General features: G+C 58.0%; 15 protein-coding genes. 12 read left to right on the top strand and 3 right to left on the bottom strand.

Features of this window, described 5'->3' with window-relative positions; genetic code table 11:
- The first annotated feature begins 15 nt into the window (after positions 1-15).
- From yajC to secF, 3 genes are read left to right on the top strand one after another with little or no spacing between them, the layout of a single operon-like run.
- The gene (gene yajC / locus AC1RKG_RS14520) at positions 16-348 is read left to right on the top strand and encodes a preprotein translocase subunit YajC (RefSeq protein WP_004949246.1); all 333 of its coding nucleotides are present in this window, start codon (positions 16-18) and stop codon (positions 346-348) included.
- A gap of 25 nt (positions 349-373) precedes the next feature.
- A complete protein-coding gene (gene secD, locus AC1RKG_RS14515) occupies positions 374-2,221 on the top strand; it encodes a protein translocase subunit SecD (protein WP_071844576.1) in 1,848 nt (615 codons plus the stop codon).
- A 10-nt stretch (positions 2,222-2,231) separates the two neighbouring features.
- Positions 2,232-3,200 (top strand): protein translocase subunit SecF, encoded by a 969-nt coding sequence (gene secF / locus AC1RKG_RS14510; protein ID WP_020825464.1) that lies wholly within the window; start codon positions 2,232-2,234, stop codon positions 3,198-3,200.
- 69 nt (positions 3,201-3,269) lie between these two features.
- On the opposite strand, the gene ttrR is transcribed toward secF, so the two are convergent.
- Positions 3,270-3,869: a tetrathionate respiration response regulator TtrR gene (gene ttrR, locus AC1RKG_RS14505; protein WP_493183306.1), complete on the bottom strand. Its 600-nt coding sequence runs from the start codon at positions 3,867-3,869 to the stop codon at positions 3,270-3,272.
- On the bottom strand, positions 3,847-5,601 hold the full coding sequence (ttrS, locus tag AC1RKG_RS14500) for a tetrathionate respiration histidine kinase TtrS (protein ID WP_493183304.1): 1,755 nt from the start codon (positions 5,599-5,601) through the stop codon (positions 3,847-3,849). The genes ttrR and ttrS overlap by 23 nt, the downstream gene beginning before the upstream one ends.
- A 153-nt stretch (positions 5,602-5,754) precedes the next feature.
- On the opposite strand from ttrS, the gene ttrB reads away from it, so the two are divergent.
- From ttrB to ttrA, 3 genes are read left to right on the top strand one after another with little or no spacing between them, the layout of a single operon-like run.
- A complete protein-coding gene (gene ttrB / locus AC1RKG_RS14495) occupies positions 5,755-6,489 on the top strand; it encodes a tetrathionate reductase subunit TtrB (RefSeq protein ID WP_048759620.1) in 735 nt (244 codons plus the stop codon).
- Positions 6,486-7,544 (top strand): tetrathionate reductase subunit TtrC, encoded by a 1,059-nt coding sequence (ttrC, locus tag AC1RKG_RS14490; RefSeq protein ID WP_130016243.1) that lies wholly within the window; start codon positions 6,486-6,488, stop codon positions 7,542-7,544. The genes ttrB and ttrC overlap by 4 nt, the downstream gene beginning before the upstream one ends.
- Complete coding sequence (ttrA, locus tag AC1RKG_RS14485) at positions 7,537-10,620, top strand: tetrathionate reductase subunit TtrA (protein ID WP_493183301.1); 3,084 nt, start codon at positions 7,537-7,539, stop codon at positions 10,618-10,620. Before ttrC ends, ttrA begins: the two co-directional genes overlap by 8 nt.
- 47 nt (positions 10,621-10,667) lie before the next feature.
- Here ttrA and AC1RKG_RS14480 read toward each other — a convergent pair whose 3' ends face one another.
- Positions 10,668-11,222 carry a SadB/YajI family lipoprotein gene (locus tag AC1RKG_RS14480; RefSeq protein WP_493183299.1) on the bottom strand — a complete coding sequence of 185 codons (555 nt, stop codon included), beginning with the start codon at positions 11,220-11,222 and terminating at the stop codon, positions 10,668-10,670.
- 186 nt (positions 11,223-11,408) lie between these two features.
- Here AC1RKG_RS14480 and nrdR point away from each other — a divergent pair, with 186 nt between their 5' ends.
- The 6 genes from nrdR to pgpA all read left to right on the top strand — a co-directional run bounded on the left by nrdR (position 11,409) and on the right by pgpA (position 15,537).
- Positions 11,409-11,858 carry a transcriptional regulator NrdR gene (gene nrdR / locus AC1RKG_RS14475; protein WP_004949256.1) on the top strand — a complete coding sequence of 150 codons (450 nt, stop codon included), beginning with the start codon at positions 11,409-11,411 and terminating at the stop codon, positions 11,856-11,858.
- Between the two features lie 10 nt (positions 11,859-11,868).
- Entirely contained in the window at positions 11,869-12,978 is a 1,110-nt protein-coding gene (ribD, locus tag AC1RKG_RS14470) for a bifunctional diaminohydroxyphosphoribosylaminopyrimidine deaminase/5-amino-6-(5-phosphoribosylamino)uracil reductase RibD (RefSeq protein ID WP_020825471.1), read from the top strand.
- A 119-nt stretch (positions 12,979-13,097) separates the two neighbouring features.
- On the top strand, positions 13,098-13,568 hold the full coding sequence (ribH, locus tag AC1RKG_RS14465; RefSeq protein ID WP_012005513.1) for a 6,7-dimethyl-8-ribityllumazine synthase: 471 nt from the start codon (positions 13,098-13,100) through the stop codon (positions 13,566-13,568).
- 20 nt (positions 13,569-13,588) lie between these two features.
- Complete coding sequence (nusB, locus tag AC1RKG_RS14460) at positions 13,589-14,005, top strand: transcription antitermination factor NusB (RefSeq protein WP_020825472.1); 417 nt, start codon at positions 13,589-13,591, stop codon at positions 14,003-14,005.
- 52 nt (positions 14,006-14,057) lie between these two features.
- Positions 14,058-15,041, top strand: coding sequence for a thiamine-phosphate kinase (thiL, locus tag AC1RKG_RS14455; RefSeq protein ID WP_046374359.1), 984 nt, complete (start codon positions 14,058-14,060; stop codon positions 15,039-15,041).
- Between the two features lies 1 nt (position 15,042).
- On the top strand, positions 15,043-15,537 hold the full coding sequence (gene pgpA, locus AC1RKG_RS14450; protein ID WP_041414271.1) for a phosphatidylglycerophosphatase A: 495 nt from the start codon (positions 15,043-15,045) through the stop codon (positions 15,535-15,537).
- The last annotated feature ends 46 nt before the right edge of the window (positions 15,538-15,583 follow it).

The raw sequence follows: 15,583 nt of genomic DNA, 5'->3' as shown, positions 1-15,583 counted from the left end.
AATGAGGGAATTTCAATGAGCTTTTTCATTTCTGACGCCGTCGCATCCGCAGGGGCTCCGGCTCAGGGAAGCCCGTACTCTCTGATCATTATGCTGGTGGTGTTCGGTCTGATTTTCTATTTCATGATCCTGCGCCCACAGCAGAAACGCGCTAAAGAGCACAAGAAGCTGATGGACTCGATCGGCAAGGGTGATGAAGTGCTGACCACCGGTGGCCTGATTGGCCGCGTGACCAAAGTGGCTGACACCGGCATTATCGCCATTGCGCTGAACGACACCACGGAAGTGATGATCAAGCGTGACTTCGTGGCGGCCGTTCTGCCGAAAGGTACCATGAAGGCCCTGTAATTTTGTTTTCCCGAAGGGAATTGCCGTGCTAAACCGTTATCCTTTGTGGAAGTATCTGATGCTGATCGTGGTGATCTTCATCGGTCTGCTTTACGCGCTTCCCAACATCTATGGTGAGGATCCGGCTGTACAAATCACTGGCGCGCGCGGTGTCGCCGCCAGTGAAACTACACTGGACCAAGTCCGTACCGTATTAGAAAAAGACAAGATTACGAGCAAGTCGATTGCGCTGGAAAATGGCGCCATCCTGGCTCGCTTTAGCAATCCTGATATTCAGCTGCGCGCCCGTGAAGCCCTGATGGCGGAACTGGGTGACAAGTTCGTGGTTGCGCTGAACCTGGCGCCGGCCACACCAGCCTGGTTGGCCATGCTGGGCGCCGAACCGATGAAACTCGGTCTGGACCTGCGCGGTGGCGTGCACTTCCTGATGGAAGTCGACATGGACACTGCCCTGAGCAAGCTGCAGGAACAGACCATGGATACCCTGCGCAGCGAGCTGCGTGAAAAGGGCATTCCTTATGCGTCTATCCGCAAGCTGGACAACAACGGCGTGGAAGTGCGTTTCCGTGACGATGCTGCCCGCGATCAGGCCATCAGCTACCTCAGTCCGCGTCAGCGCGATATGGTGTTCTCTGCCAACGGCAGCAACACCCTGAAAGCCAACCTGACGGATGCCCGCCTGAGCGAAGCGCGCGAATACGCGGTACAGCAGAACATCACTATCCTGCGTAACCGCGTTAACCAGCTCGGCGTTGCCGAACCGCTGGTGCAGCGTCAGGGCTCCGACCGCATCGTGGTCGAACTGCCGGGCATTCAGGATACCGCTCGCGCCAAAGAGATCCTCGGCGCTACCGCTACGCTGGAATTCCGCCTGGTTAACACCAATGCGGACGTCACGGCTGCGGCAAATGGCCGTGTCCCAGGCGACTCAGAAGTGAAAGACACCCGTGAAGGCCAGCCTGTCGTGCTGTACAAGCGTGTGATCCTGACCGGTGACCATATCACCGACTCCACTTCCAGCACCGACGAATATAACCAACCGCAGGTGAACATCTCGCTGGACAGTGCCGGCGGCACTGCGATGTCCAACTTCACCAAGGACAATATCGGCAAGCCGATGGCGACCCTGTTTGTGGAGTACAAGGACAGCGGCAAGAAAGACGCCAATGGCCGTGCGATTCTGGTGAAACAGGAAGAAGTGATCAACGTGGCGAACATTCAGTCACGTCTGGGCAACAGCTTCCGTATTACCGGTATCGGCAACCCGAACGAAGCACGTCAGCTTTCGCTGCTGCTGCGTGCCGGTGCGCTGATTGCGCCAATCCAGATTGTGGAAGAGCGTACAATCGGCCCGACCCTGGGACAACAGAACATCACCCAAGGTCTGGAAGCCTGCTTGTGGGGCTTGGTGGCATCCATCGTGTTTATGGTGGTTTGGTACCGTAAGTTCGGCATGATCGCCACCACGGCGCTGGTCGCCAACCTGGTGCTGATTGTCGGCGTGATGTCCCTGCTGCCGGGGGCGACGCTGACCATGCCGGGGATTGCCGGTATCGTGCTGACGCTGGCGGTGGCGGTCGACGCCAACGTACTGATTAACGAACGTATCAAGGAAGAGCTGAAGAACGGACGTTCCGTTCAGCAGGCGATCCATGAGGGCTATAAAGGCGCGTTCTCCAGTATCGTTGACGCCAACATCACCACCCTGATCACCGCGATCATTCTGTACGCAGTAGGTACCGGTTCGATCAAGGGCTTTGCGATTACCACCGCGATCGGTGTGGCGACGTCCATGTTCACCGCGATTGTCGGTACCCGTGCCATCGTCAACCTGCTTTACGGCGGCAAACGCATTAACAAGCTGTCTATCTGAGGAGTGCGTTGTGGCACAGGATTATACTGTTGAACAACTCAACTACGGCCGTAGAGTCTATGACTTTATGCGCTGGGATTACGTGGCCTTCGGCATCTCGCTGGTGCTGCTGATCGCGTCAATCGCCGTTATGTCGGTACGCGGTTTTAACTGGGGTCTGGATTTCACCGGCGGTACGGTGATTGAAATCAGCCTGGAAAAACCGGCCAACCTCGATTTGATGCGCGATACGCTGGAAAAAGCCGGGTTCCAGGACCCGGTTATTCAGAACTTTGGCAGCAGCCGTGACGTGATGGTGCGTATGCCACCGGCGACCGGTACCGCTGGCCAGGAACTGGGTAACAAAGTGATCGGCGTGATCAACGATTCGGTCGACAAAAACGCTAGCGTAAAACGCATAGAGTTCGTCGGCCCGAGCGTGGGCACCGAACTGGCGCAAAACGGCGGCATGGCGCTGCTGGTGGCGTTGATCAGTATCCTGATCTACGTCGGTTTCCGCTTCGAATGGCGTTTGGCGCTGGGGGCGGTTATCGCGCTGGCGCACGACGTGGTCATCACCTTGGGCGTGCTGTCGCTGTTCCATATCGAGATTGACCTGACCATCGTCGCTTCATTGATGTCGGTTATCGGTTACTCGTTGAACGACAGCATCGTGGTTTCCGACCGTATTCGTGAGAACTTCCGCAAGATCCGCCGCGGGACGCCTTACGAAATCATGAACGTGTCGCTGACCCAGACGCTGAGCCGTACTTTGATGACCTCCGGTACCACCCTGATGGTGGTGCTGATGCTGTACATCTTCGGCGGCGCGATGTTGCACGGCTTCTCTCTGGCTATGTTGATCGGTGTGTCTATCGGTACCGTATCCTCCATCTACGTGGCGTCCGCGCTGGCGTTGAAGCTGGGTATGAAACGTGAACACATGCTGCAGCAGAAAGTGGAGAAAGAGGGCGCAGATCAGCCTTCTCTCTTGCCGTAATCTGTCGGTGAGTTGAAATACGATGCCGGTCCGGTTTATCCCGACCGGCATTTTTTTGCCTGAAAATCGCTAATCCAGACTGGTTAGCGTTAGTCGGTTAAGCGCGTTCACCAGTTCTGCCAGGCTACTCGCCTGCATTTTTTCCATCACTCTGGCCCGATGCACTTCGACGGTGCGTACCGCGATAAAGTGATGTTCGGCGATCTGTTTGTTGGTCATTCCTGCGGCTACCGCACGGGCAATATCGCGTTCGCGCGGTGTCAGCGCGCCGAAAAGCTGTTGCCGTTGGCGTTGCTCAACCTGACGTTGCGAATGGATAATGCCGCGCTCCAGTGCTTCAATCAGCGGCGCGGCGGCGATCGGTTTTTGTAGAAAATCGACGGCTCCCAGCTTCATTTCCTCCACGGCCATGGCAATATCGCCGTGACCGGTGACGATCACCACCGCCAGCGTACTGTTTTGCCGCCGCAGCTGTTGATGAACCTGTTGCCCGTCAATCCCCGGCATCCGGATATCCAGCATGACGACGCCGCATTGATAGGGATCGATGCTGTCGATGAATTTTTGACTGTCGTGCCAGGTTTGTACCCGATAATTCAGCCCTTCGAGTAAAAAGCGGCAGGCGTCGGTAACGGCAAAATCATCATCAACCAGATGTATCAGCGCCATGGCTGGGATCCTTTTGAATGACAGGGAAGTGCAGAATCACGCGCAGCCCCTGTCGTTGTGGGGAAGCTAAGTAATTTTCCAGCGTCAGCTCTGCGCCTTGGCCCTTCAACAGCCGCTGGCAGATCACCAACCCTAACCCGAGACCTTCCTGTTTGGTACTGCGGAAGGGCACGAACGGCAGTGCCAGTTGTTCGGCGTTGAGCCCGCCGCCATCGTCTTCAATAAGCAACCGGTGCTGATGTGCGTCGGCTTCGTGGCGCAGCGTGATTTGTCGGGCACCCGCTTGCAGGCTGTTGCTCAACAGATTGGTGAGCACTTGCTCTAATAACGTCGCCTGGCTGTACAGCTGACTCTGCGACGGGATGTTAATGGTTAATCGGCACTGCGGATATTGTTGTTCGATCTGCATCAATTGGATGACGTGTGCCGCCAGCGGGCGCAGTAACAGCCATTGTGCATTTTCGTCATGGGGTGTTTTGCTGGCCCAGCGTCGCAAATTAACGATACTCTCCGCACCACGCTGCGCCTGCTGGCCAATCTGTTCGAGGATTGGCAGCAGTTCATGTTGGTTGTCGCTGCGCTCCAGACGGATACGACACCCTTCCGCATAGTGGCGGATCGCCGCCAGCGGTTGGTTAAGCTCATGGGCAAAACCGGAGGCCATTTCGCCCAGGGCGCTGAGGCGCTGCGCCCGGGCCAGAGCAGTTTCTCTGGCACGTAGCGTCTGATGCATTTGTTCGAGTTGGCGCCCGCGGCGGCGTACCAGATAACCTACCCACAGATGATTGGCGCCGAGCAATACCATCACCCCGAAAATTCCACTGAGCAGCAGCCAATGCTGCTGTGCCCAAAGGTACAGTTCCTGCCAGAGAGAACGCTGCGTCGGGTGGATATTCAGATCCTGCAGCAGCTGATTAACCTGACGTGATGACGCTGGGGCTCCCCAAACCGGCAAGCCGGGGGTGTTCATCTGCAGCAACTGGCGAGTTAATTCGTCTGCCAACCGGTCCGGCACGTGGTTTAAGGCGGCAAAGGACCAGTTAGGGTACAGTTCGGTGCTGGTCAGGCAGCGCTGGCCGCTTTGCTTCGCCAGCAGTGCGCGATAATCACTGGCACGCAGTAATCCTTCCGCCTGCATTTTTTCCAACAGGCAAACCGGCACAATCACCGCATCCAATGCCCGATCGCGCAATTGATACAGTAGAGCATCCGCCGGGTAACCGCTGAAGTGCAGCCGCAGATCTTTCTCCGGGTTCAGGCCCGCGGAAAGCAGTTCTTTGTAACCCAGCAGGTAGCCGCCAAAAGCATCGGTAGCGACGGCACCAACGTTCTTTCCGGTCAGTTGGCGGGGCGTGGTTATTAGGCTGTCGCTGCGCACCAGTATGACGCTGCCGACGACGTTGCTTGAGCCCTGCAGAGGGGGTTGGGCTGAACGCAGTGAAACCAGCCAGCGCAGTGGATAGCGGTTATCCAGTTGAACGTATTGAGCCGGGTTGGTGAGCAGAAAATCGACGCGCTCGCTGCGGACGGCCTCTTTCATACCGCTGAGGCTCACTGGCGACAGTTGGAAATGGTCAGCGGGAAACTGGCGGTTAAGGTGATCGACCAACGGCTGCCATTGGACCAGCGCATGGGCATCGCCACGCAGCGCCAGCACCGCTATCGTCCATTGTTCCGCCCAGGCTGAGCTCAACCAACTGCCCAGCAACAGAAGTAGCGCTGCTCTTTTCACATCATCTCCGCTTTTATGATCCCCATCACCGGTCTGAATTGTCCTGGATCAAGCCGTCGACGGTAATGTGGTAAACCACAATATTGGCGACCGGTTGCCCTTTTTACACTCCCTTGTATCAGTTCCCCGGCAGGTACTTATTGGGAGAAATCAATGGACAGTGGGAAACGTCAGTTTTTACAACGGCTAGGTGCGCTCACCGCCGGCGCTGCGCTGGTGCCGCTGGCGCAGTCAGGTTGGCAGTTACAGCCGGCCCGTCGCGAAGGCAACGGCGAAAAACGCATGGCGATGCTGATTGATTTGCGTCGCTGCATTGGCTGTCAGGCATGCACGGTCAGTTGCGCGGTGGAAAACCAACTGCCTCAGGGGCAATTTCGCACCAGTGTACTGCAATATCAGGTCACCCTGGAGGGCCAGGCATCGACCACCAACGTGCTGTTGCCACGGCTGTGCAATCACTGCGATAACCCGCCCTGCGTGCCGGTTTGCCCGGTACAGGCCACTTTCCAGCGGCAGGACGGCATTGTGGTAGTCGATAACACCCGTTGCGTTGGCTGTGCCTATTGCGTACAGGCCTGCCCTTATGAGGCGCGCTTTATCAACCATGAAACTCAAACCGCGGACAAATGCACGTTCTGCGTGCATCGGCTGGATGCCGGACTGCTACCGGCCTGTGTCGAATCCTGTGTCGGAGGCGCACGGATGATTGGCGATCTTAACGATCGTCAGGGAGTGTTGAGGCGCACTTTGGAACAGCACCAGCCTCAGCTCAAGGTACTCAAGCCCGAGCAGGGCACGCATCCGCAGGTTTTCTATCTGGGGCTGGATGAGGCTTTCGTCAGCCATGTCCGGGGGCAACCGGCGTTGTGGCAGGAGGTGCACGCATGATCCGCGAAATCATGGCCCGTCCGCAGGAGATCGCCTGGCTGCCCTGGGCGGTGCAGTATTTCTTCTTCATCGGTTTGGCCTGCGGCAGCGTCGTTATTGCCGTCTGGCTGCGCTGGCGTGAACCCAACAAAACGGTCCGGCTGGAACTGGCCGCCGTCTCGTTGGCAGTCGTGAGCGGCACAGTCGCGCCATTGGCTCTGAGTGCCGATCTGCACCAACCTGCCCGTATCTGGCATTTTTACGCGCACTTTACGCCCTGGTCGTGGATGTCGCTCGGCTCGCTGTTCTTGCCGCTGTTTACCCTGTTAGTGATGGGCTATTTCGCGCTGCTGATGCGTAGCCGGTTGAGAGCGGAAACCTTGCCATTCTGGGCGCGTTGGTTGCAGATATTCCCGGCCTGGCGCGAGGAAAAATGGCTACGTTGGGTGGCGCTGGCCACCTTGCTTTCGGCAGCCAGCATCTTGCTCTATACCGGGCGCGAGGTATCCGTCCTCAGGGCGCAGCCGCTGTGGTACAGCCTGTGGTTGCCCTGGTTGCTGTTGCTTACCGCTGTGCAGGCCGTTCCGCCGCTGTTGGCCTGCTGGTTGCGGTACGAACCGCAGTGGCAGCCACGTCTGGCTGGCTATCAGGCAGTGAGTTTGCTGTTGCTGTGCTTCTCTTGCCTTGGCTGGTGGCTGGATGGCAGCACGTCCTCTGCCGCGTTGCATCGCTTGGCAAGTCAAGGCGTGGTTTGGCGTTTGGCCGGCATCGCCGTTGTCGTCTCGATCTTGTTGTTGTTGGCGCTGGCCTGGCGAGTTCGCAGCCAAGCGCTGGGGGCAAAAGGGTTGCTGGGCCAGTGCATGGTCGCGCTGTTGCTTTGCTGGGGTGTGCGTTGGCTGCTGCTGATGCAAACCCAGACGCTGCCTAAGTTCAACGTATTAACCAATCCCTATGTGCTACCGCTCGGCAGCGAAGGGCTGTTGGCGATTCTGGGCACTTTGGGGTTGTGGATAGCGTTAATCATTGGGATCCGTGAATTACAGCATCAGTTGATGGAGAAAAAACATTATGGCTAAGTCAACGCGGCGTCAGTGGTTAAAAGGCGGCCTTGCCCTCGGCGGGTTGACGCTGTTCGGCGCCAGCTACAGCGAGATGGTGCAGAAGGTGTTTACCGGGCTGCGCGACGGCAGCAGCGGTAAATTGACGCTGGACAGGATCAGCGCCAACGCCTTGCCGACCGAAGGGCGTCGGCACCCCGATGGCTGGCAGGCCAACCCGCAGCAGGCAGTATCGATGACCCAATGTTTTGGCTGTTGGACGCTATGCGGGGTGCGGGCCAGGGTGGATCGCCAGAACCACCAGATCTTGCGGATCGCCGGTAATCCTTACCATCCGCTATCTCACGATCGTCACTTTCCCTACGCTTTGCCGGTGGCGGACGCGCTCAACCGTCTGGGGGGCGATGAGGGCCTTGAACAACGCTCGACGGCCTGCGCTAGGGGCGCGACCTTGCTGGAGGGATTAACCAGCCCTTACCGCGTGCTGGAGCCGATGAAGCGGGTAGGGCCGCGCGGCAGCGGGCAGTGGCAACGCATCAGCTTTGAACAGCTGATTCAGGAAGTGGTGGAGGGCGGCGATCTGTTTGGCGAAGGGCCGATCGAGGGGCTGCGGGCTATCCGCGATCTCGACACGCCGCTCGATCCGGCTCAGCCTTCGTTGGGCCCCAAGGCCAATCAACTGTTGGTCACCAATGCCGGCGATGAAGGCCGGGACGCGTTCATCAAACGTTTCGCGCAAAACGCCTTCGGGACACGTAACTTCGGTCATCATGGTGCCTATTGTGGATTGGCCTATCGTGCCGGTTCCGGGGCTTTAATGGGCGATTTGGAAACCAATGCCCACGTCAAACCGGACTGGGATAATTTGCGCTTTGGCCTGTTTCTCGGCACTTCACCGGCGCAGTCCGGCAACCCGTTCAAGCGCCAGGGGCGCCAACTGGCCAATGCCCGCATGCGCGACGAGTTTCGTTACGTGGTCGTGGCTCCGGCATTGCCGTTGACCACGACCCTGGCCAACGATCACAACCGTTGGGTGCCGGTGTTGCCCGGTACAGACTCTGCGTTGGTCATGGGGATGATCCGCTGGATTATCGAACAGGAACGTTATAACGCAGACTACCTGGCGTTGCCAGGCGAGGTGGCAATGCAGGCCGCCGGTGAAAAAAGCTGGACCAATGCCACGCACCTGGTAGTCACCGATGAAGATCACCCCTTGTGCGGACAGTTTTTGCGTCAGGAACATCTGGACGGCAGCACGCCAGGAGAGTCAGAGAGTTCGCCTTTGGTATGGGATGAGCAGCGCGGTCAGCCGGTAGCGGCCAACCTGGCGCTGCAGGGGCCGTTGCGGGTGGATCAGCCATTACAGTTGGCCGACGGTTCGCAGGTTCGGGTGCGTTCGAGCTTCCTGTGTCTGCAACAGGCGGCTGAGCGCTTTACGCTGGCTGAATACAGCGCGCGCTGCGGCGTCAGTGCCGAGACCATTGCCGCACTGGCCAAAGAGTTTACCTCTTACCAACGGCAAGCGGCGGTGATTGCCCACGGCGGCATGATGAGCGGCAACGGCTTTTATAACAGTTGGGCGGTGATGATGCTCAATGCGCTGATCGGCAACCTGAACCTTAAGGGCGGTGTTTCGGTAGGCGGCGGCAAATTCAAAGAGTTTGCCGACGGGCCACGCTATAACCTCAAGACGTTTCCCGGCATGGTGAAACCGAAAGGATTGGTGCTATCACGCAGCAAGCAGGCGTATGAACAATCCGACGAATATCGCCGCAAGCTTGAGCAAGGGGAAAAACCTTACCCGGCGCGCGGGCCTTGGTACCCGTTCGTGGCGGGTCAGTTCACCGAACAGTTGGCACCGGCGCTGATGGGATATCCCTACCCGCTAAAAGCCTGGATCAGCCATATGGGCAACCCGCTGTATGGCGTGGCCGGTTTGCGTGAGGTGGTTGAGCGGCGGCTGAAGGACCCGCGGCAGCTACCGCTGTTTATTGCGATCGATGCTTTTATTAACGAAACCAGTGCGCTGGCGGACTATATCGTCCCGGATACGCATAACTTCGAGAGTTGGGGCTTTACCGCCCCCTGGTCCGGTGTGATGGTGCGGGCGAGCACTGCACGTTGGCCGGTGGTGCCGTCACGTACGGCGAAAACGGCCGATGGGCAGCCGGTGGCGCTGGAGAGCTTTGTCATTGCGCTGTCTAAAGCTCTGGGGTTACCGGGCTTTGGCGACGGCGCATTGCAGGATCTACAGGGCAACCGCTTCGGGCTGCACAATGCCGAAGATTATTATCTGCGGGCGGCGGCCAACGTGGCCTTTGCCGGTGAACCGCTGCCCGAGGCGACGGAAAGTGAGCTGCGATTGACCGGGGTCGATCGCCTGCAACCGGCGCTGGATAGCGTGTTGAAAGCGGATGAGCGACAGCGTGTGGGCTATCTGCTGGCGCGCGGTGGGCGTTTTGCGCCTTATGAGCAGGCCTGGCGTGGCGATGAAACCGGCCCGCAGTGGAAAAAGGGATTGAATATCTGGAATGAAGAGGTGGCCCGCCACCGCCATGCGATGACGGGAGAACGCTATAGCGGCTGTCCGACCTATTACCCGCCGCGTTTTGCCGACGGCTCTGATGTCGGGGAGCACTATCCGCCAGAGGCATGGCCGTTCCGTTTGATGTCGTTCAAATCGCATCTGATGAGCAGCTCTACGGCACCGATCGACCGCTTGCGTGCGGTGAAACCGGTCAATCTGGTGGCTCTGAATCCGGCCGATGCGCGACGCTATGCGCTGCGGCATGGCGATCGGGTCAGGTTGCAGACCCCGGGGGGCAGCGTCGAAGCCCAGATCAGCCTGCTGGATGGTGTGATGCCTGGCGTAATTGCTATTGAGCATGGTTATGGCCATCGTGAGATGGGCGCGCGGACGCACACACTGGATGGTCAACCGTTGGCCGCGGATGCACGCATTGCCGCCGGCATTAATCTCAACGACCTCGGTTTGCCCGATCCGACCCGCGAAATCAGCAATAGCTGGCTGGATTGGGTCAGCGGCGCGGCGGTGCGCCAGGGGTTGCCGGCAAGGCTGCAGCGGTTGAGCTAAGCGGTAGGCCCACGCTCGGTCAAGGCCGGGCGTGGGCATTCAAAAGCTTAGTGCTGAGGGACGGCGGCCGCAGTGGGTTCTACGCTGTGCAGTCGCACATAGCCCAATTGCTCTGGCGTCAGGCCGCTGAAACGCAGCTCAAAGCTGTATTCTGTTTTTGGCAGCAGCGAGTCCGCGGTGGCGATAGGTTGTGAAAGCGCCTCGGCCGTCAGCGGTTTACCGGTGGCCGCATCTAGCTGGCCCCATTCCACTACCGCCTTGAACGCAGGCAAGGAGGCTTGTGACAAGGTGCGAACGTGCAACAAGGCCTGGGCGCCGTTAGCCTCGGTTTTTACGTGGCTAAGTGACACGCTCAGTTCGCCGAGATTGCTGTGCAGACGGGCGGCATTATTGGCAGCAGGCACCAGATAGACGCCGCTGGTGGAGTTCTGATTCAGCTGGTTTTGCTGTTCCAGCGCCGTGGCCTGATTGGTCAGGATGGTGAGTTTCTGATTCAGTTCAACCACCTGGTTACGCAGCTTCGGCACTTCGCGAGTTTGTGCGCATCCGGCCAGCAGAACCAGTGCGCTGAGCAGGCAAATTTTGGGGTAATGGGTTGTCATGGCGGGTATTTCCTATTCAACATCTCCTGATATCAGCTTAGCCCGGCTGGTGGGGAAAGTCATGTTCGTCGCCTTTTGGGGCGCTATTTCGAAGAGGGGCTCGCAACAAATAACCGGCGGCCTTTGTTGTGACCGCACTTCGGGGTAAACTGTTCTTAACTATGAAAACGTTTATCAGGACGTGTTATGCATTGCCCTTTCTGCGCCGCCGTTGATACCAAAGTCATTGATTCTCGCCTGGTGGGTGATGGTTCGCAGGTGCGCCGTCGCCGCCAATGTCTGGTTTGTAATGAACGTTTCACCACCTTTGAAGTGGCTGAACTGGTGATGCCGCGGGTCATAAAAAGCGATGAAGTTCGCGAGCCCTTCAACGAAGACAAACTGCGTCGCGGCATGCTGAAAGCGTTGGAAAAGCGCCCGGTCAGCTCCGACGACGTGGAAAACGCGATTAACCACATTAAATCCCAACTGCGCGCCACCGGCGAGCGTGAAGTGCCGACTAAACTGGTGGGCAACCTGGTGATGGATGCGCTGAAAAAGCTGGATAAAGTGGCCTATATTCGCTTTGCCTCGGTTTATCGCAGCTTTGAAGATATCCGCGAATTCGGCGAAGAGATCGCCCGTCTGCAGGACTAAGGGAGCTTTGATGCATAACGACGAATTGTATATGGCGCGCGCCTTCGAACTGGCGCGCCTGGGGCGTTTTACTACGGCACCTAACCCTAACGTCGGCTGCGTGATTGTGCGCGATGGCGAAATCGTCGGCGAAGGCTACCATTTGCGCGCCGGTGAACCCCATGCGGAAGTGCATGCGTTGCGCATGGCGGGCGAAAAAGCCCGTGGTGCCACGGCTTACGTCACGTTGGAGCCTTGTAGCCACCATGGCCGCACGCCGCCTTGTGCCGATGCATTGGTCGCCGCCGGCATTACCCGTGTGGTTGCGGCGATGCAAGATCCTAATCCGCAGGTCGCCGGTCGTGGTCTGTATAAGCTGCAGCAGGCCGGGCTGGACGTACGCCACGGTGTGATGCTGGCCGAAGCCGAGGCGGTGAATCTGGGCTTCCTCAAGCGCATGCGCACCGGCTTCCCTTATGTACAACTGAAGCTGGGTGCCTCGCTGGATGGGCGCACGGCAATGGCCTCTGGCGAAAGCCAATGGATCACCTCTGAGCAGGCGCGTCAGGACGTGCAGCGGTTGCGGGCGCAAAGCGCCGCGATTCTCAGCACCAGCGCTACGGTGCTGGCTGATGATCCGTCACTGACGGTTCGTTGGGATGAGCTGGACGCCGAAACTCAAAGCATTTATCCGCGTGAAAACCTGCGCCAGCCGTTGCGCATTATCCTCGACAGCCAAAATCGCGTCACGCCTCAGCATCGGGTGGTTAATCAGCCGGGTGCAACCTGGTTGGCACGCCTGCAGGCGGACGCTCAAACCTGGCCGCAGGACGTCGAGCAACTGACGTTTCCGGCGCACGGCGGCGGAGTCGATCTGGTGGTGATGATGATGCAACTGGCGAAACGCCAGGTGAACTCGATCTGGGTAGAGGCCGGTGCACAGCTCGCCGGTGCCTTGCTGCAGGCGGGGCTGGTCGATGAGCTCATTTTGTACATCGCGCCAAAACTGTTGGGCGATAATGGCCGCGGTCTGTGTCAACTGCCAGGCCTTGAGCGTCTGGCCGATGCGCCGGAGTTTGTTTTCAGCGAAGTACGGCAAATTGGCCCCGATTTGCGGCTGCGGTTGAAGGCAAAATACTGAATTTAATGCCCGCGAGCCGGGGCGGTCAGCGTTTTACAAAACCGCCCGCGCAGGCAGATAAAGAATGTGATAGAATCCGCCCCCCTGCGGGGTATTGAACCCATTTTTAAGGAAAGCCCATGAAAGTTATCGAAGGTGTTGTTGCTACTCCAAATGCCCGTGTGGCGATCGCAATTGCACGTTTTAACAATTTCATCAACGACAGCCTGCTGCAAGGTGCTATCGATGCACTCAAGCGCATTGGCCAGGTTGCTGACGACAACATCACCGTTGTCTGGGTCCCGGGCGCTTACGAGCTGCCGCTGACTGCACGCGTGCTGGCTAACACCGGCAAATACGATGCGGTTATTGCACTGGGCACCGTTATCCGTGGGGGCACCGCGCACTTCGAATATGTCGCGGGCGAAGCCAGCTCCGGCCTGGGCAGTGTTTCTTTGAACACTGAAATCCCGGTTGCCTTTGGCGTGCTGACAACCGAGAGCATCGAACAGGCTATCGAACGTGCCGGCACCAAAGCGGGCAACAAGGGTGCTGAAGCTGCTCTGACCGCACTTGAAATGATTAATGTTATCAAAGCTATTAAAGCCTGAATTTAGTTAAGGGGAATTCCGTGAAACCTGCTGCTCGTCGCCGCGCTCGTGAGTGCGCTGTTCAAGCGCTTTACTCTTGGCAGTTGTCTAAAAATGACATTGCCGATGTTGAACACCAGTTCCTGACGGAGCAAGATGTCAAAGATGTGGACATCGCCTATTTTCGGGAGCTGCTGTCCGGCGTGGCGGTGAATGCAGGTCTGCTGGATGGCCTGATGGCACCTTACCTGTCGCGTCAGCTCGAAGAGCTGGGCCAGGTGGAAAGAGCCGTTCTGCGCATTGCGCTGTTTGAGCTGAAAATGCGTGAGGACGTGCCGTACAAGGTGGCTATCAATGAAGCGATCGAGCTGGCGAAAACCTTCGGCGCTGAAGACAGCCACAAGTTTGTGAATGGCGTGCTGGATAAAGCAGCACCAAGCATCCGCAAGAAAAAATAAAAAATTAAGGCCGGTATCCCCGGCCTTAATTTCTTCTATTGGAACATCGACCATGGCATGTGGCGAATTTGACCTCATTGCCCGCTATTTTGACCGGTTTAAGAGTCTGCGCCGGGACGTACAGTTGGGCATTGGAGATGACTGCGCACTCCTGACAGTGGCAGAAAAACAGCTTTTGGCCGTCAGTACCGATACCCTGGTTTCGGGCGTTCACTTCCTGCCGGACATCGATCCGGCCGATCTCGGTTACAAAGCGTTGGCAGTTAACCTGAGCGATCTGGCGGCTATGGGCGCGGATCCAGCCTGGCTTTCACTGGCATTAACCCTGCCGGAAGTGAATGAGCCCTGGTTGAAGGCGTTCAGCGACAGTCTATTCGAACAACTTAATTATTACGGCATGCAGTTGATTGGCGGCGATACCACGCGCGGCCCATTGAGCATGACGCTGACGATCCACGGTCTGATCCCGGCCGGCCGGGCGTTGACCCGTGGCGGCGCACGTATTGGCGATTGGATCTACACCACCGGTACGCTGGGTGACAGCGCCGCCGGGTTGGCTATTTTGCAGGATCGCCTGCAGGTGGCGGACGCCGACGCTCGCGATTACCTGATTGGGCGTCATCTGCGGCCCCAGCCGCGGGTGCTGCAAGGGCAGGCGCTGCGCGATCTGGCCAGCTCGGCGATTGATATTTCGGACGGTCTGATTTCCGATCTGAAGCACGTATTGAAAGCCTCCGAGTGCGGTGCGCGCATCAATTTGGATGAGCTGCCGCTGTCGCAGGCGCTAAGCAGCCACACCGATGCTGAACAGGCGTTACGCTGGGCGTTGACCGGCGGAGAGGATTACGAGCTGTGCTTCACCGTACCGGAGATCAATCGCGGCGCGTTGGAAGTGGCGTTGAGCCATTTGGGCGCGGATTACACCTGCATTGGTCAGATTGGTCCGCTTTCGGAAGGCATCAAGTTCTATCGCAACGATGAAGCGGTTGAGCTGCCATGGCACGGTTTCGATCATTTCAGCGAAGGGCAGGCGTAACATGGATGAAGCAACACGTCGCTTGCGGATGAGCAATCCGTGGCACCTGTTGGCAACCGGCTTCGGCAGCGGTTTGTCACCGGTGGTACCGGGCACCATGGGGTCGCTGGCGGCAATCCCGTTCTGGTTGTTGTTGATCCAACTGCCGTGGCAACTCTATTCGCTGCTGGTGATGTTCAGCATCTGCATCGGCGTTTATTTGTGCCACCAGACGGCCAAAGATATGAAGGTCCATGATCACGGCAGCATCGTCTGGGACGAATTTGTCGGGATGTGGATCACGCTGATGGCGCTGCCGGTCAACGACTGGCAGTGGGTTGCCGCGGGCTTTGTGATTTTCCGCATTCTGGATATGTGGAAGCCGTGGCCGATCCGTTGGTTCGATCGCAACGTGCACGGTGGCATGGGGATTATGATCGACGACATCGTCGCCGGGGTGATTTCCGCCGGTATCATCTACCTGATTGGTCATCACTGGCCTGCCGGGCTGTTCTGATGACAAGGGCGCAGTTCATCATGCTGCGCCCTTGATACTCACTGTG

This window comes from Serratia sp. GW822-FHT06D09 (assembly GCF_058799515.1).
The sequence above is the reverse complement of the archived record's forward strand: the minus strand, read 5'-3'. Positions and strand labels throughout refer to the sequence as shown.